This is a genomic window from Glaciimonas sp. Gout2 (assembly GCF_035018905.1).
GTDB lineage: Bacteria > Pseudomonadota > Gammaproteobacteria > Burkholderiales > Burkholderiaceae_D > Glaciimonas.
This window is the reverse complement of record NZ_JASJXA010000011.1, coordinates 55,651-72,130: the sequence shown is the minus strand read 5'-3', so window position 1 is coordinate 72,130 and position 16,480 is coordinate 55,651. Positions and strand designations below refer to the sequence as shown.

The window sequence follows — 16,480 nt, the reverse complement described above, 5'->3', positions numbered from 1 at the left end:
TTCCGATTGCATGTTCGCGTGCGTTTTTTACTTTTTGGGGTGCGTAAATAGCGCTGCATAATAAATTTATGCAGCAAATTTACATGCGGAAAACGCCAAATTTAGTCTCCGCAATCGGTGCATTCAACGCCGCACTCAAACCAAGACCTAACACCATGCGCGTATCCGCAGGATCGATGACACCGTCATCCCATAAGCGTGCCGAGGCGTAATACGGATGTCCCTGATGTTCGTACTGATCGCGAATCGGTGCTTTGAAGGCGGCTTCTTCTTCTTCAGTCCAAATACCGCCTTTGCCCTCGATACCATCGCGCTTGACGGTTGCTAATACGCCCGCAGCCTGATCGCCACCCATGACCGAAATCCGCGCATTTGGCCACATCCACAAGAATCGTGGTGAGAAGGCCCGCCCGCACATGCCGTAATTACCGGCACCAAAACTGCCGCCAATAATCACCGTCAACTTCGGCACAGCCGTCGTCGCCACCGCGGTCACCATCTTGGCACCGTTACGCGCAATGCCTTCGTTTTCGTACTTGCGACCAACCATGAAGCCGGTGATATTTTGCAAAAAAACCAGCGGGATTTTACGCTGTGAACATAGCTCAATAAAATGCGTGCCTTTTAACGCCGCTTCTGAAAACAAGATGCCGTTATTGGCGATAATGCCAACCGGCATGCCATAAATATGGGCAAAGCCGCAAATTAGCGTAGTGCCATAACGTGCCTTGAATTCATCAAAATCGCTGCCATCCACCACCCGCGCTATGACCTCGCGCACATCGAATGGCTTGCGCGTATCAAGCGGGATGACGCCGTATAACTCGTGGGCCGGATATTTCGGCTCAATCACTGGGCGCAATACTGGCCCTTCGGGCTTTTTGCGGTTCAGGTTTGACACTATCGTGCGGGCCAGTGCCAGCGCGTGCAAATCATTCTGTGCCAGATGATCAGCGACGCCGGATAAACGCGTGTGTACATCGCCGCCGCCCAAGTCTTCGGCGCTGACGACTTCGCCAGTCGCTGCTTTGACTAACGGCGGACCCGCCAAAAAGATGGTTCCCTGATTTTTGACGATGATCGATTCATCGCTCATGGCGGGAACGTACGCACCGCCGGCGGTACAAGATCCCATGACGACCGCGATTTGCGGAATGCCTTTAGCGGACAAATGCGCCTGATTATAAAAAATTCGCCCGAAATGATCCCGATCAGGAAACACGTCATCCTGATTTGGCAAATTGGCACCGCCGCTATCGACCAGATATATACACGGCAAATTATTTTGTTCGGCGATTTCTTGTGCGCGCAGATGTTTTTTGACCGTCAGCGGATAGTAAGTACCGCCTTTGACCGTTGCATCGTTACAGACAATCACGCATTCTTGCCCTGCCACGCGGCCGATGCCGGTGATGACACCCGCAGCTGGCGCAGCATCGCTGCCGTCTTTATCGATATAAACGTGATAGGCCGCCAGTTGCGAAAATTCCATAAATGGTGTGCCCGGATCGAGCAGCATTTGTACACGGTCACGCGGCAAAAGTTTGCCACGCGCCACGTGCTTGTCACGCGCCGCATCACCGCCGCCTTCTGAAATTTGCGCGACCTTTTGTCGCAAATCGTCGACCAGCAAATTGAGTGCGCTAGCATTCTGCTGAAAATCTTCGCTTCGGGTATTCAGTTTGCTTTCTAACTGGGGCATCTCAATATCCTTAAACTTTTTAACTTACTATTACCGTCTTTTATCGTCAGATGCGCCGTGGCTGCCCGTGGCTCTCTAACGCAATTGCATGCGTTGACGCTCGATTAACTTCAGGCCGTTTTAACTTCGCTAATGTTAAGCGCTTCTTTCATCGCTTCGCGGATTTTGAATTTTTGAATTTTCCCCGTCACGGTCATTGGGAACGCATCGACAAAACGGATATAACGCGGCACTTTGTAATAGGCAATCTGACCGTTACAAAATGCACGCAATCCTTCTTCGTCGACGCTTTGACCCGGCCGCAGAATGACCCACGCGCATAGTTCTTCACCATATTTGGCATCCGGCACGCCGACGACCTGTACATCTTGCACGGCTGGATGGCGATACAGAAATTCTTCAATCTCGCGTGGATAAATATTTTCTCCGCCGCGTATCACCATGTCTTTGATTCGGCCAACGATATTGACGTAGCCTTCGCTGTCCATCGTCGCCAGATCGCCGGTGTGCATCCAGCCTTCGGCGTCGATTGCCTCCTGCGTTTTTGGCAGATCGTCCCAATAACCTTGCATCACGACATAGCCGCGTGTGCACAGTTCGCCGGTGACACCAATTGGTACTATTTCACCCGATTCTGGATCGACCATTTTGACTTCAAGATGTGGATGCACCTGACCAACAGTCGACACGCGTTTCACCACCGGCGAATCGGTGAGGCTTTGGCAACTTACAGGGCTGGTTTCGGTCATGCCGTAAGCAATCGTCACCTCCTCCATGTGCATGTCACGCACTACCCGCTTCATGACTTCAGTTGGGCAGGGCGAACCGGCCATGATCCCGGTGCGTAATGTGGACAGATCGAATTCCGCAAAACGTGGGTGGTCGAGTTCAGCAATAAACATCGTTGGCACGCCATGTAAGCCAGTGCAGCGCTCATCCTGCACCGCCTGCAATACCGATAACGCATCAAATCCGTCATTCGGATAGACGATGGTTGCGCCGTGAGTCAGACAGGCCAGATTGCCTAGCACCATGCCAAAACAGTGATACAGCGGGACCGGAATACATAAGCGATCCTGCGCCGTGAGCCGCATGGCTTCGCCAATAAAGAAACCGTTGTTCAAAATATTGCGATGTGTCAGCGTCGCCCCTTTAGGAAAACCGGTCGTGCCGCTGGTGAACTGAATGTTAATCGCATCGGTGGCTTGCAATGTCGCACCAATCAGGGCGACTTGTGGATCGTCGCTATCACCGCGGGCGATCAGATCAGAAAACCGTAACATGCCCGGTAATATATCGGTGCCAAGATGCACCACCGTTTTTAAAGTCGGAATGCGCGCCGCCTGCAATTCACCAGGAACGCAACCGGCCAACTCGGGCGCCAACGTGCGCAACATCTCAAGATAATCACTGGTTTTGAAGCTGGTCATTGTGACGATGACTTTGCAACCAACTTTGTTGAGCGCGTATTCCAGTTCGCTCACACGATAGGCAGGATTGATATTGACCAGAATAATACCGACACGGGCTGTCGCCAATTGCATCAGTAACCACTCGCTATTATTGTGCGACCAGATCCCTACACGTTCGCCGCGCTCAACGCCACACCGCAGTAAAGCGCTTGCCAAACGACGTGATTCCGTCTGCAACTGGCGGTACGTCATGCGAATGTTTTGATGGCAAGCGACTAACGCATCGTTGTCGGGAACATTTTCCACCATCCCATCAAAGAAAACGGCAAGGGTATCTTCGATCAACGGGATATCCTGACTGCCACGCGCGATACTCATGCCGTTGATTGGCGTACTGATTAGATCGGTCATCGCATTAGTGGTGGAAATGGTCGTTGGCAAATCGGCTAAAGAATCGTTTTTCGCTTGCATGATTGTTTGTCTCCTATCCTTGTCCATTGATTTTTGGCCACCGTCATTCTGGTCGTACAGCGGTCCAAACGGCATCCAGCGGTCACTCAAAAAATTTATATTATTTTTTCTGGAAAATATCCGTCTACATAAAACCAGCGGTACGCACTTTCATTCAGCTGGGCTTTGGTCTCAGTTTCGGCCAGTTCTCTTACAAATTGACTTACTTCGTGAAGGCGTTGGGCGCGCCCGCCGACTTTATAACGGGCAACAAATTCCACCGTCGCATGATTGCCGTCAGTCTCATGCTGTCGAATCTCTAAACCAAGCCACTTCAACCCATCGTCAGCGCTGACGATGTTTTCCGCCGCAGGTCGCGTGCTACGGTGCCAGGTCGCTGATAAATAGACATCATCCCGCAGCGTGTAGGCGGTATACCGAGAGCGCATCAATTCCTGTGCAGTTTGCGGCACAGACGGATAGAGTCCAACTTGTGGGGCGAGAAAACGACCGCAACATGTCGAGAACTGACCGCCGCCACATGGACACAGTGCTGCATTATGTGATTTGTTCATACTGGCTTGTTCATCGTACTTTTCAATTTTTCGATGTTGCCGCGTTTAGACTTTGCCAGACTTCAACATTGCTTCAATCTGATCAAAGCGGTCAAAACCCCAAAACGATTCGCCATCGACGATCACAAACGGAGAGCCAAATACACCACGCGCCATGGCTAGGTCAATCTCGGCTTTTAACTGGTTTTTGATCGACAACGTATTCACGCCTTCAGCCATGCCTTCTGTATCGAAGCCATTTTTACGCGCTATATCAAGGACATTAAGCGGCTCAGCAATATTGATGCCGTGCACAAACATGCCTTGATAAATCAATTTGGCAAATTTGATCGACTGATCAGCACCATGTTTGCTCTGCATCCACAACATCGCACGCGCCGCAACTTGGGTAGGAAGCGGAAAAGCCGGAGGCCGATGATAGGGAATGCCATGAAAGAGCGCGCTCCGCTCGAAATCGTGGAACGAATATTTTCCTTTCATCGGCAACTCTGTCAGCGGTGCCGAACCGGTGGTCTTGAAGACAGCGCCGAGCAAAATCGGATGCCACTCGACATCGCGCCCATATTTTCCCGCCAGTTCGTCAATGCGTTCGGCTGCAAAATAGCCGTAAGGAGACGAAAAATCAAAATAAAAATCGATTGCAGCACTCATGTAAAACCTTTTTCGAATTCACTCTGGCGACCGAATCCCGGTCGATAGTGTTGTTTTCAGTGTCACCCGGCTTTGCTCAAACAAACATACCAGGGAAATCAGCGAAAAAATGACTTTGCATCGTTGCCTGTTTCAGGACTTTTGCAGGACGTCCCGGCGACTGACTTATCCGCCGGGATAGCTTTGCATCCGTCTTTTGTCTACACGGTCACCAGCGTAGACAAACCGTCATTACAGCATCTCAATCGCCAGCGCCGTACCTTCGCCACCCCCGATACATAACGAGGCCACGCCGCGCTTGCCGCCAGTCGCTTTCAAAGCGCCAAGCAGCGTCACGATAATGCGCGCACCGGATGCACCGATAGGATGGCCCAATGCACATGCGCCGCCATGCACGTTGACCTTGTCATGCGGAATATTGTGTTCTTTCATCGCTGCCATTGGCACTACGGCGAATGCTTCGTTGATTTCAAACAGATCAACGTCAGCGCTGGTCCAACCGATTTTCTTGTACAGCTTATCGATTGCACCAACCGGCGCAGTGGTGAACCAATCTGGCTCTTGCGAGTGGCTGGCATGACCGACGATTCTGGCGATTGGTGTGCAGCCAAGTTTCTTCGCAGTGGACTCAAGCATCAATACCAGAGCGGCAGCACCGTCATTGATCGACGATGATGATGCGGCGGTAATCGTGCCGTCTTTTTTGAATGCTGGACGTAGCGATGGAATTTTTTCCACCTTCGCTTTAGTCGGGCCTTCGTCTTTATCGATAACCACCTCGCCCGCACGGCTAGTGACCGTTACCGGTGCGATTTCCCACTTAAACAGGCCATCGGCAGCAGCAGCTTGTGCACGCTTGACTGAGCTGATTGCAAAGTGATCTTGCTCTTCACGCGTGAATTTGTATTTTGCTGCACACTCTTCACCGAAAGTGCCCATCGAACGACCGCCGCCGTTTTCAGTTCTGGAATAGGCATCTTCCAGACCATCCAGCATCATATGATCCAAAATCGCGCCGTGACCGATACGATAACCGCCACGTGCCTTCGGCACTAAATACGGTGCGTTAGTCATCGACTCCATCCCGCCAGCGACAACAACTTCATGCGTGCCGGCCAACAATGCGTCATGTGCAAACATGGTTGCCTGCATGGCAGATCCACACACTTTGGAAATCGTCGAGGCGTTAGTCGACATTGGCAATCCGGCCTTGATTGTCGCCTGACGCGCCGGTGCCTGACCCTGACCAGCTTGCAATACGTTACCGAACACCACACTATCAATTTGTTCAGGCTTTAGCCCGGCGCGCTCGACTGCCGCTTTGATCGCGACTGCACCCAGATCAGTAGCGGTTAGTGAGGAAAAATCACCTTGAAATGCACCCATCGGGGTACGTGCCGCACCGACAATAACAATTGAGTCACTCATGTTTTTTCTCCAGTTAAAGACGGTCTATGCCGTCAGATTAGTCACAATTTGAAACGTATTTCTTGACACTTTTTTTAGCACAGCAAAGCGTCATGACCAATTTTGCGAAAATCACGCTACTCTGCACAATCTTGCGTGACCGGCGTCAGCATGGCTACTGATTTCGCATTTCTAAAACGACATTCTTGTGGGTAAGGAAAAACATCGTCGAAATGGCCATCCAGTATGTGCTGTTTGCGTTGCTGCCAGTACTGTTGCGTCAATAAATCTGCATGATGTTTCAAAAAATATTTTCTTACGTTGGTGTTGCCCAAAAGAAAAACACCGAATTGTTCAGGGAACACGTCATTTTTTGCGACCGAATACCACGGTTCGGCAGACATTTCCTCCTCTTCATTGCGTGGCTCTGGAATCTTCCGGAAGTTGCAATCTGTAATGTATTCAATCTCATCATAGTCATAAAAAACGACCCGATTGTGACGTGTCACACCGAAATTTTTGTACAGCATATCGCCGGGGAAAATATTCACGGCCACCAATTCTTTGATTGCATTGCCATACTCGACGATGCCATGCTCCATCGCCGTTTGATCACCGTTCGCCTGGGCGCTGTTCAGATAGATATTCAAAGGCACCATGCGGCGCTCGATATACAGATGCTTGATAATGATTTCGTCGCCATCTTCTTCAACCACGGAAGGCGCTACAGCTTTCAATTCTGCCAATAATTCATCGGCAAAACGTGCGCGCGGAAAGGCAACGCTTGAGTATTCTAATGTGTCGGCCATGCGGCCCACACGATCATGATTTTTAACCAGTAAATATTTTTCTTTGACCAGCGCATTGGTCGTCTCTTTGGGCGCTGGGAAATAATCCTTGATCACCTTGAATACATAGGGAAACGATGGCAGCGCAAACACCACCATGACTAACCCGCGTATCCCGGGTGCAATTTCAAAATTATCCGAGGAGTGCCTTAAATGACGCAAAAAATCCCGATAAAATAAGGCCTTGCCGAGTTTTTGCAGACCAAGAATCGTATAAATTTCACTACGTGGTTTTTCTGGCATCAGGGTCCGTAAAAACTGCACATAGGCAGAAGGAACCTCCATATCCACCATGAAATACGCACGCGTAAACGAAAACAAAATCGCCAGTATTTTGCGTTCAAACAACACAGCATCCAATACCAGTTCACCTTTGCGATTATGCAAAATCGGAATCACGAACGGATACTCATTGCTACCGTTGATGATTTTGCCGACCATGTAAGCGCCTTTGTTGCGGTAAAAAAGCGTCGATAGCACGTGAATCTGGTGATTGAGTTCGAGCGCGTCTGCGCTAAACGTTTGCTGGATGCGCTCTTCTGCCAGCGTGACATCGCGATCAAGATCAGCGAAAGGTGTTTGCAACTGAAAATTAGTAATGATGCGCTTCAGGGTGGCGTGCATCCCGTCTAGCATTGGGTAATACACGCGGAAGGTCGGTGTCGTCTCGTCGGTGTCCAGATATTCAGTCGATACTGCTGGCCGTACAAAAATGAAGTCATTATGGAAATAGATTCGGTGCAAAATTTTGCAACATACCGAATTGAAAAACGTCTCTGCAAGCTCCGGTTGCTTGTGATCAATCAGCAAGCCAATGTAATGCAGCTTCACCTCGCGCCAGACCTCGTCGGTGAGATCGACATCGGCATATTCATCTTCCAGCATCTGCACACATTCGTCCACGCGCGTGTCATAAAAGGCGATCCGTTCACGGGCCTCGATCTGAGCGGTTTTCCAGTCGGCACATTCAAAATGCCGCTTCGCCGCATGGGTTGCCTCGCGAAACAGGCGGTAATGCTTGTCGAAGCCGTCCAGTATTGTCCGCGCAGTATCAAAGGCGATCTGCGAGGACAACAATTTTGGAAAGGCTGGCGACATGGTCATAACGAAAAATGGTTCTTCCAGTTGGCAAGCGTTTCCAGACTGACGCCAATACCGCCGCAGACGACAATCAAGGGCCGTTCGAATTTATCCAGTTCAGGTAGGCGTTGATAGGCGACTGCCAAGGCTGCGCCGCATGCCGGCTCGACCAGCGTTCGCATATCATTTGCAAACGAAAGACAGGCAGCAACCGCCTGCGCATCGCTGATCTTGACGCTCAGCACCGTATGTTGACGCGTCCAGTTAAATGCGGCTGCCGCCACGCGGGTCGCATTCAATGACGTGGCAATCGACGTCACCGCCGCTAACGACACCAACTCGCCCGCCGCCACAGCAGCATGTAAGGAGGCCGCGCCATCGGTTTCGACCGCGATCAATGGCACCTCTTTCAAACCGTTGCGATGCATGCCTTCCAGTATCCCGGACATCAATCCACCGCCGCCAACGGCACAAATAACCACATCAAAATCGAATCCCATCGCTTTAGCTTGCGCTAAGGCTTCGTCGATCAGGGTGGCGTTGCCGTCCCAAATATCAGGATGGTCAAAAGGTGGAATGTAGATCACACCCGCTTGTTCACATAATGTGAGCGCGGCCTGATTCGCCTCATGCCATGCGCTGCCGTGCACAATCACTTCTGCACCGATGTCACGAATGCGCGCAATCACCGCAGCGGAAGTGGTTTCCGGCACGACGACCGTGGTTCTGACACCTAATGCAGCACCGGCGAAAGCTGCCGCGAAACCGGCGTTACCGCCGGACGGACAGACTAATCGGGTCGCACCACTCGTCACCGCACGCTGGCAAAGCAAACCAATCCCGCGCAACTTGAATGAGCCAGAGGGTTGCGTGTTTTCCATTTTCAACCAAACTTTTTTGCCGAGAGCGACAGAAAGTTGTGGATGTGCCAATAAAGCCGTTTGAATATGCAAAGAAGTCATCTATGCGTAAGTCCTAATAATGAAAGTGTACTTGCCTGCATAAAGTGTACTGCCTGAAGCGAATTAACAAAACTGCGCGTTGCCTGCTACCTGGCCAATGGCTAGTTAGCATTAACTTATGGCAGACGCAGGACAAACATTAAGCCGTTTCAGAAAATAATTCGCGTCCGATGAGCATACGACGAATTTCGCTGGTTCCTGCACCGATTTCATACAATTTCGCGTCGCGCCATAGGCGACCAACCGGGTATTCGTTGATATAACCGTTGCCGCCCAGCGCCTGAATTGCTTCGCCCGCCATCCAGGTAGCTTTTTCGGCAGAATATAAAATCGCGCCCGCAGCATCTTTACGTAAAGCACGTGCAGCTTCCGGTGTTTTGGCACGGTCGCAAGCCTGACCAACGGCATACACATAGGCTTTGCAGGCCATCATGGTGGAATACATGTCAGCAAGTTTGCCTTGCATCAATTGAAATTCGCCAATGGCGTGGCCGAACTGCTTGCGGTCATGTACATACGGAACGACGACGTCCATACAGGCTTGCATGATGCCAAGTGGGCCGCCTGACAAAACTGTCCGTTCAAAATCGAGTCCAGACATCAACACGTTCACACCTTTGCCGACGCTACCGAGGACATTTTCAACAGGGACTTCACAATCCTGAAAGACCAGTTCGCCGGTATGCGATCCGCGCATACCCAACTTGTCGAGCTTTTGCGCGACGCTAAAACCTTTAAAAGCCTTTTCAACCAAAAACGCCGTCATGCCGCGAGCGCCTGCCGTCAGATCAGTCTTGGCATAGACCACCAACACATCTGCATCAGGACCGTTGGTGATCCACATCTTGGTGCCATTCAGCACCCAGCGGTTACCTTTTAAGTCCGCCCGCAACTTCATGCTAACCACGTCAGAGCCAGCATTTGGCTCCGACATGGCGAGCGCGCCGACGTGATCCCCAGAGATCAATTTAGGCAAATATTTGGCTTTTTGCTCTGCATTGCCGTTACGACTAATCTGATTGACGCATAAATTGGAATGCGCGCCGTAAGAAAGTCCGACCGAAGCCGATGCGCGAGAAATTTCTTCCAATGCAATGATATGCGCCAGATAGCCCATTCCGATGCCGCCGTAGGCTTCATCAGCAGTAATCCCGAGAAGGCCTAAATCACCCATTTTTTTCCATAAATCCATCGGAAATTGGTCAGTACGATCGATTTCTGCCGCACGTGGGGCAATTTCTGCCGCCGCAAACTGTTGAATCGTTTCACGCAAAGCGGCGATATCTTCGCCATGATCAAAATTTAGTCCGTTCAGATGCACCATATGTTTACTCCATTTGTTGTTAGGGGGCCGGCTCGAATAGCGATTTCCTATTTCCATTACCATCGTTTAAATATTCAGATCACGCGGACTACCTGCAGCATTTACGGCGCTGTTCCAAGTATTAAATTACTTTGTCCGGGTCGGCTTTCTGTTGCTTAAATTGATTGGTTTTCAGTAATCTCACGCATTCGAGTTCGTGCACTAAAATCTCGGCTAACGTGATTTCGATATCTTCGCGTTGCTGTTCCAATAACTGCTTGTGATGCGCCAGAACCGCCTGAAAACGTTCAAGCTGTGCCACGGAATCCTTAGGCGAGTCGTACATGTCGACCAGGCTTTTGATTTCCAGCAGCGTCAAACCAAGGCGCTTGCCACGCAATGTCAACTTCAACCGCGTACGCTCGCGCCCGGCGTAAACACGATTTCGCCCACCCGCGCCTTCGCGCGCAGGGCTCAGCAGGCCTTGGTCTTCATAAAACCGAATAGCCCGCGGCGTGATGTCAAATTCATGTGCAAGTTCGGTAATGGTGTAGGTCGGCATAATGGGCGGCAATACTTTCAAAGCTCTTCTAAAAACCGTAGCACGGAGCCTGCCGCTCAATCCCAAGTTGGATTAAACAGCGGGCTGAAGATCGGGTTGACAATTCGATCCATACAACAGTACGTCGCACTTCGGAAATCTGATTGTTCGGTCAATACCTATTAAAGTAGCTTAAAGGTTTGTCGGTAACACAAGGGATGCAAACCATATTTAATGTGGTTTAGGTTACGTACGCTACGTTATCCGCAGTTAACGTTAACGTCAATCAAATTCTTCTTTGAATAATTGAAACAACAATTTCTCTTGGGAATGAAACCTGTGGCATTCCGCAATATTGGTATTCAAGACCATCAAAGAGAAGATGCGCATCCTTCCCAAGCCATATTAAATGCGCGATTGCATCCGGCAACCGCATAAAGCGCGACAAGCGCATGCGCGTGCGTACGGCGACAAAAGTCAATTAACACCGACCAAAACCCAGACACGTCCTATTGTCTGCGGCTTGATTCGCTAATAGCATAAAACATGATCAAACCTGCGACGACGATAGTTAGAGCGGCTGGTTTAGGCCTTGAGTTAGAACACCTGCTCACGCTGCGCTCTTTCAAGCGCGTAGCTAAGTGACGACGTGTGGTTATTACCAAATTTTAAAACACCTATTACAAATAAATTATGAACAGTATTCCAGATTTTAATGCATCGTCCATCACGCCCAACAGCATGAGCAAAGCATTATTGGTGGCGTCGAAAAAAAACAGTATCGAAAAATCGATTAAGGATGTGATAGACCATGTCAGCAGTCAAACCGGCATCGTCACCGCGCATTTAGCGCCGTTGCAAAAGCTGGCCCAAGACTACAACTGCATCATAGGTTTCCGTCCGGTAGATCCGTTAGCGACCGAGTTAATTGAAAATGGGCACCCGACCAAACGTTTTTGTGACAAAGGAAAAAGTGCTTCGTGGGGACCGCAGGCAGGGATGATTTGCGTGAATCAGCGTTACAGCAAATTGGAAAATGCGTCTGAGGAGAAGATTGCGAAATTTAATAAGTACGCACAATCCAGTATCCAAAATGGCGATGTCATAGCCATACCGCTATCAATATCGCCAAAACGCTTAAATAGCTTATTAAAACTAGGCGTCATTACCAATTTATCGCTTGAGAACGCCCAAGGAATAGTGACGTTCAGCGCGAAAGCCCCCAGCAATCACGTTTTTCAATGTGAAGCTTCACGCCAGATACAGAATGATCAGGATAGGTATGTCATCACTTTTCAAGGAGCCCCGATTGAAGTATTAGCGCCAAAAATTGATCAGCAATCTCCAATGGAAGCTAGGGCATTGACAGCAGATTACGATCTATTTTTGATCGGGCCGCATCTTGGCGATGTTGGAGCGCAAGATAATCTACCTGTGCCTGATATTGCACCAATCGTGTTGCGTAACAAGGTCGATGCTTATCAACGGATGCACAGCAAAGAAATGGTGGGTCCTTATAACTTGAATGCGGAGTTGGTCGAAGCTTATGGCTCAGAAAATAAATTTTCTGAAAAAGAAGATAAAAATATCGGTAACGCAACACAACGAATACGCGACATGATCCCCGTCATTAATCACGCCTTGGTCGGTGATGGCGAGAAAGTGGTGCACCACAGTGCCGATTCTGGCAGCCCTGCTACGGATCCTTCGTCGAATTATCCTGCGACTTTTTTTCTACCTATAAAAATCGGTCCATTCGAGGTGATGAGCATCATTAATAATAGTCAAGAGCTAGCGACATTAGTACAAGAGGCAAAGGACGGTGGCTATCACATGCCGCTTAATCCATTATGGGAAAAAGAGGTTAGCGAGGTCCGGCGCAGCAGTTACCAAGAGGCACTTACAACACTTGACACATGATAAAAAATTAGGTCACACAAGTTCTTTCCAAATTTTGGACCAAATTACGACCGTCGAATTACGCTGATATTGACCATTCAAATTAACCGCGTCTATGCAGCAGTCACAATGACCTTCTAAAGCCGACTCAATGCACCAGATTCCTGTCCCGCAGCAGCTGAATAAACTGGTCGGCGGCAGGGGAAAGCGTGCCTCCCTTTCTAGTGACAATGCCGAAAGTCTGGTATTTCGATTGCAGCTTCAATGGCAAAATACGTACCATCTTATGCGCCACAAATAACTTCGCAACGTCCGTCGGCAGTAAGGCGACCAGGTCTGTACTTCGCTGCAGAATAGTCACTGTCACGAAGGTGGATGCGGTCGCAATCTGATTCGACGGCATGCTAATGCCAGCCTGATCCATTTCTCTTTGCAGCAGCGAATGCAGCGGCATATGACCGGGATAAACCAGCCATCGATGATCCTTTAAGTCCTTCAGTGTCAACTCTCCCTCAAACGGTGGGTGCGCATACCCGACCACCACTGAAATCGACTCATCGCCCAGTGGTTGATAGTGATATTTAGAGGGTTGATCGCTGACACTGGCGCGACCTATCACCAGATCAAGGCGACCGTCGTCGAGCAGCGAAAGCATGCGTAGGCTTGTATCTTCCACAACTTCGATGGAAAGATTGGGCTGTCTGGTATGCAGCCAGTTGAGAATTGGCACCAACACTTCCGGCACGGCCCCCATGATCGTACCGACTGCAAGCCGCCCACCTCGACCGGATCTTATTTCGGCGATATCGTGGCACAACGACGTCAGGTCGGTCGCCATTAGCCGTGCGTATCGAATGATGCAATGCCCGAACTGATTGGGAATCATGCCGGTCTTGGATCGTTCGAACAGCGGTGCTTCAAACATCGATTCGAGCTCGTGAAGCACCTTGCTCGCCGCCGACTGTGTCATCGACAGAACGCCTGCTGCCTTATGAAGAGACTTATGGTCGTCCAGCGCAATCAACAGGTGAAGTTGCTTCATGCGCAACCGGGACATCAGCACATCAATGGTATTTTTCATGTGAGTCGTAAAAGTAATCACGAGATGGAAACAATTCAATATACATCAAGCATGACGTCCCCTATAGTCGCTGCACAAACAAAAAATACAAAACGGCTGCTGGAGACAAAAATGAGACTGATCCAATTTCTGGACAATGAAGGACATCGTCGCGTGGGCGTCGTTAATACCGGCTCCGACCTTGTACATATTGTCAACAACGTTCGCGCGACCCGTCAGCTTGCTCTGGATGCCATTTCCGACGGCGTCAGCCTTGAATCAAAAATTGCTGCACTTGGCCACACGCCGGGAGACTCTTATAAAGCCATTCTCGCGGAATCCCGTATTCTAGTCCCTCTCGATCATGACGAAGATCCCGCGCATTGCCTGATCAGCGGCACTGGGCTGACCCATCTGGGCAGCGCTTCACTGCGCGACGCCATGCACCACGATCAGGTGCCGCATGAAGCAATGACTGACTCGATGCGGGTTTTTCGATGGGGCCTGGAAGGCGGGCGACCGCGCTCGGGAACGCCCGGTGTGCAGCCGGAATGGTTCTACAAGGGCGACGGCGGCATACTCGTTCATCCTGGCCGCGCCATCCCGGTTCCCGCGTTCGCGGAAGACGCAGGCGAAGAGCCCGAACTGACAGGCCTGTATGTCATTGGTGCCGACTGCAAGCCTTATCGGCTTGGTTTCGCGATTGGTAACGAGTTTTCCGATCACATCATGGAGCGGCGCAATTACCTTTACCTCGCACATTCAAAATTACGCTACTGCTCGTTTGGCCCCGAACTCAATATTGGTACTTTACCGAGCGATCTTTCCGGCGTCAGCCGCATACATCGCGATGGCAAATTATTGTGGGAAAAGCAGTTTCTAACGGGTGAGAAAAATATGACTCACACCATAGAAAACCTTGAATATCACCATTTCAAATACGCGCAATTCTTGCGGCCGGGCGATGTCCACGTCCACTTCTTCGGTTCTGCCACCATTTCTTTCGCAGATGGCATAGCAACGCGGGAGGGCGACACCTTTGAAATCAGCTTGCCCGCGTTCGGCGCGCCGTTGTGCAACTCCTTCGAGCGCAGCAGTGGACATGTCAGTGCAGGCGGCGTGCTTCAACTTTGACCTATCAACTTTAACTTCGAAGCTCTCATTTCACAGCTCTCATAAAAAAAGGTGCTGCCTATCCAGCCTATTGGACAGCGCCAGACAGGAGATAACACCATGGACTACCAGTTCGATTTCAGTTTCTTGCTCAATAACTGGCGCGACATACTCGACGGCGTCGGGCTCACCGTTCGCATGTCCGCCATCAGCATTGTCCTGGGCGTCATGTTCGGCTCGGCCTTTGCGGTCATCCGCGTATTTGGCCCGCGATGGGCTGCCAGGTCGGTTGCCTGGTATGTCGACATCATCAGAAATACGCCATTGGTGATCCAGGCATTCTGGATTTTCTTCGGGCTGGCTGCTTTACAGTTTCGGGTTCCCGCTTTAACAGCGGCTATTTTTGCTTTGGTCGTCAATGTCGTCGCGTACACCACAGAAATTATTCGCGCTGGCATTGAGTCGATTCCAAAAGGTCAACTTGAGGCCGCCGAGTGCCTTGGGCTGCCGCGATGGCGCGTTATCTTACACGTCATTCTTCCGCAAGCCATCGAAAAAATGTATCCATCCCTGATCAGCCAGTGCGTATTGATGATGCTGGCAACATCGATCATGTCCCAGATTTCCGCCGAGGAATTGACGGCGATTGGCTATCGGATTCAATCCGAGACTTTTCGGGGCTTCGAAATATATATCGTGCTAGCCGTTGTTTATCTGGCGTTGTCGTGGCTGTTACGGTTGATCATGGAACAAGGGGCCAACTTTGCATTCCCCCGACGCCGTCGCCTTAATGCGCAGCGTTAATCTGAACCGCCAAAGGAAACTAACATGCACGGACTAACGATCGACCATATTTTCTTCATCTTCAAAGGCGCGGGCTGGACATTGATCCTGTCTGCGATGGGCTTTATCGGCGGCACGATTCTTGGCTTGCCCATTGCGTTAGCGCGCAGCAGCAGCAATAAATGGATGCGCCGGATTAGCGGGTTCATGGTGCAGGTAGTGCAGGGCATTCCACTGCCCGTCATTATGTTTGTTGTTTATTTCGGCATCAGCGTGGCAGGTTTTGATCTACCTGCCATCGTGGCCGCCGGACTCGCCTTGACCGCCTATTCTGGCGCCTATCTGGGCGAGATATGGAAGGGCTGCATTCAAGCCGTGCCGCGCACCCAATGGGAAGCAGCCGACTGCCTCGCGCTCACACCGATACAAACCGCTGCTTACGTGATTCTGCCCCAAGCCGCGCGGATTGCCATCCCGCCTACCGTCGGGTTTCTGGTGCAAATTGTGAAAAATTCGTCTTACGCAGTGGTGATCGGCGTCTTCGACCTGACCTACTCGTCAAGAGTCGTTAACAACTCGACGTTTGAACCGTTTCTAGTATTCACCATTGCCGCCATCATTTACTTCGCAATGTGTTATCCGCTTTCCAGCCTCGCCTCCAGGCTTGAGCGGAAATTCAAAAAAAGCTAAAAAG

At 50.5% G+C, this 16,480-nt stretch carries 14 protein-coding genes; 4 read left to right on the top strand and 10 right to left on the bottom strand.

Features of this window, described 5'->3' with window-relative positions; translation table 11 throughout:
* Positions 1-79 precede the first annotated feature (79 nt).
* The 9 genes from QN379_RS10135 to QN379_RS10095 form a co-directional block, all read right to left on the bottom strand.
* Positions 80-1,702 (bottom strand): carboxyl transferase domain-containing protein, encoded by a 1,623-nt coding sequence (locus tag QN379_RS10135; protein ID WP_322234299.1) that lies wholly within the window; start codon positions 1,700-1,702, stop codon positions 80-82.
* A 110-nt stretch (positions 1,703-1,812) separates the two neighbouring features.
* Positions 1,813-3,525 (bottom strand): AMP-binding protein, encoded by a 1,713-nt coding sequence (locus QN379_RS10130; RefSeq protein ID WP_322240307.1) that lies wholly within the window; start codon positions 3,523-3,525, stop codon positions 1,813-1,815.
* A gap of 155 nt (positions 3,526-3,680) precedes the next feature.
* Positions 3,681-4,139: a YchJ family protein gene (locus QN379_RS10125; RefSeq protein ID WP_322234302.1), complete on the bottom strand. Its 459-nt coding sequence runs from the start codon at positions 4,137-4,139 to the stop codon at positions 3,681-3,683.
* Between the two features lie 45 nt (positions 4,140-4,184).
* The gene (locus QN379_RS10120) at positions 4,185-4,790 is read right to left on the bottom strand and encodes a 2-hydroxychromene-2-carboxylate isomerase (protein WP_322234305.1); all 606 of its coding nucleotides are present in this window, start codon (positions 4,788-4,790) and stop codon (positions 4,185-4,187) included.
* 231 nt (positions 4,791-5,021) lie between these two features.
* The gene (locus tag QN379_RS10115) at positions 5,022-6,218 is read right to left on the bottom strand and encodes an acetyl-CoA C-acetyltransferase (protein WP_322234307.1); all 1,197 of its coding nucleotides are present in this window, start codon (positions 6,216-6,218) and stop codon (positions 5,022-5,024) included.
* A 116-nt stretch (positions 6,219-6,334) separates the two neighbouring features.
* Positions 6,335-8,143 carry a bifunctional isocitrate dehydrogenase kinase/phosphatase gene (gene aceK / locus QN379_RS10110; protein ID WP_416186852.1) on the bottom strand — a complete coding sequence of 603 codons (1,809 nt, stop codon included), beginning with the start codon at positions 8,141-8,143 and terminating at the stop codon, positions 6,335-6,337.
* Between the two features lie 2 nt (positions 8,144-8,145).
* Positions 8,146-9,087 (bottom strand): pyridoxal-phosphate dependent enzyme, encoded by a 942-nt coding sequence (locus tag QN379_RS10105; protein ID WP_323506591.1) that lies wholly within the window; start codon positions 9,085-9,087, stop codon positions 8,146-8,148.
* 139 nt (positions 9,088-9,226) lie between these two features.
* Positions 9,227-10,411: an isovaleryl-CoA dehydrogenase gene (locus QN379_RS10100; RefSeq protein ID WP_323506590.1), complete on the bottom strand. Its 1,185-nt coding sequence runs from the start codon at positions 10,409-10,411 to the stop codon at positions 9,227-9,229.
* Positions 10,412-10,532: 121 nt separating this feature from the next.
* Positions 10,533-10,952 (bottom strand): MerR family DNA-binding transcriptional regulator, encoded by a 420-nt coding sequence (locus tag QN379_RS10095; RefSeq protein WP_322240309.1) that lies wholly within the window; start codon positions 10,950-10,952, stop codon positions 10,533-10,535.
* Positions 10,953-11,624: 672 nt separating this feature from the next.
* On the opposite strand from QN379_RS10095, the gene QN379_RS10090 reads away from it, so the two are divergent.
* The gene (locus QN379_RS10090) at positions 11,625-12,851 is read left to right on the top strand and encodes an anthrax toxin-like adenylyl cyclase domain-containing protein (RefSeq protein WP_323506589.1); all 1,227 of its coding nucleotides are present in this window, start codon (positions 11,625-11,627) and stop codon (positions 12,849-12,851) included.
* A gap of 127 nt (positions 12,852-12,978) precedes the next feature.
* Here QN379_RS10090 and QN379_RS10085 read toward each other — a convergent pair whose 3' ends face one another.
* Positions 12,979-13,911, bottom strand: a complete 933-nt coding sequence (locus QN379_RS10085; RefSeq protein ID WP_322234320.1) for a LysR family transcriptional regulator — start codon at positions 13,909-13,911, stop codon at positions 12,979-12,981.
* Between the two features lie 111 nt (positions 13,912-14,022).
* On the opposite strand from QN379_RS10085, the gene araD1 reads away from it, so the two are divergent.
* The 3 genes from araD1 to QN379_RS10070 all read left to right on the top strand — a co-directional run bounded on the left by araD1 (position 14,023) and on the right by QN379_RS10070 (position 16,476).
* Positions 14,023-15,024: an AraD1 family protein gene (gene araD1 / locus QN379_RS10080; protein WP_323506588.1), complete on the top strand. Its 1,002-nt coding sequence runs from the start codon at positions 14,023-14,025 to the stop codon at positions 15,022-15,024.
* A 99-nt stretch (positions 15,025-15,123) separates the two neighbouring features.
* A complete protein-coding gene (locus QN379_RS10075; protein WP_322234324.1) occupies positions 15,124-15,807 on the top strand; it encodes an amino acid ABC transporter permease in 684 nt (227 codons plus the stop codon).
* A gap of 24 nt (positions 15,808-15,831) precedes the next feature.
* Positions 15,832-16,476 (top strand): amino acid ABC transporter permease, encoded by a 645-nt coding sequence (locus QN379_RS10070; protein ID WP_322234327.1) that lies wholly within the window; start codon positions 15,832-15,834, stop codon positions 16,474-16,476.
* Positions 16,477-16,480: the final 4 nt, after the last annotated feature.

Bases quoted from the DNA above. Each gene is read 5' to 3' on its own strand.
- QN379_RS10115 (WP_322234307.1), bottom strand. From the start codon at position 6,218: ATGAGTGACTCAATTGTTATTGTCGGTGCGGCACGTACCCCGATGGGT.
- QN379_RS10130 (WP_322240307.1), bottom strand. From the start codon at position 3,525: ATGACCGATCTAATCAGTACGCCAATCAACGGCATGAGTATCGCGCGT.
- QN379_RS10125 (WP_322234302.1), bottom strand. From the start codon at position 4,139: ATGAACAAATCACATAATGCAGCACTGTGTCCATGTGGCGGCGGTCAG.
- QN379_RS10090 (WP_323506589.1), top strand. From the start codon at position 11,625: ATGAACAGTATTCCAGATTTTAATGCATCGTCCATCACGCCCAACAGC.
- QN379_RS10070 (WP_322234327.1), top strand. From the start codon at position 15,832: ATGCACGGACTAACGATCGACCATATTTTCTTCATCTTCAAAGGCGCG.
- QN379_RS10075 (WP_322234324.1), top strand. From the start codon at position 15,124: ATGGACTACCAGTTCGATTTCAGTTTCTTGCTCAATAACTGGCGCGAC.
- QN379_RS10105 (WP_323506591.1), bottom strand. From the start codon at position 9,087: ATGACTTCTTTGCATATTCAAACGGCTTTATTGGCACATCCACAACTT.
- aceK (WP_416186852.1), bottom strand. From the start codon at position 8,143: ATGTCGCCAGCCTTTCCAAAATTGTTGTCCTCGCAGATCGCCTTTGAT.
- QN379_RS10120 (WP_322234305.1), bottom strand. From the start codon at position 4,790: ATGAGTGCTGCAATCGATTTTTATTTTGATTTTTCGTCTCCTTACGGC.
- QN379_RS10100 (WP_323506590.1), bottom strand. From the start codon at position 10,411: ATGGTGCATCTGAACGGACTAAATTTTGATCATGGCGAAGATATCGCC.
- QN379_RS10095 (WP_322240309.1), bottom strand. From the start codon at position 10,952: ATGCCGACCTACACCATTACCGAACTTGCACATGAATTTGACATCACG.
- QN379_RS10085 (WP_322234320.1), bottom strand. From the start codon at position 13,911: ATGAAAAATACCATTGATGTGCTGATGTCCCGGTTGCGCATGAAGCAA.
- QN379_RS10135 (WP_322234299.1), bottom strand. From the start codon at position 1,702: ATGCCCCAGTTAGAAAGCAAACTGAATACCCGAAGCGAAGATTTTCAG.
- araD1 (WP_323506588.1), top strand. From the start codon at position 14,023: ATGAGACTGATCCAATTTCTGGACAATGAAGGACATCGTCGCGTGGGC.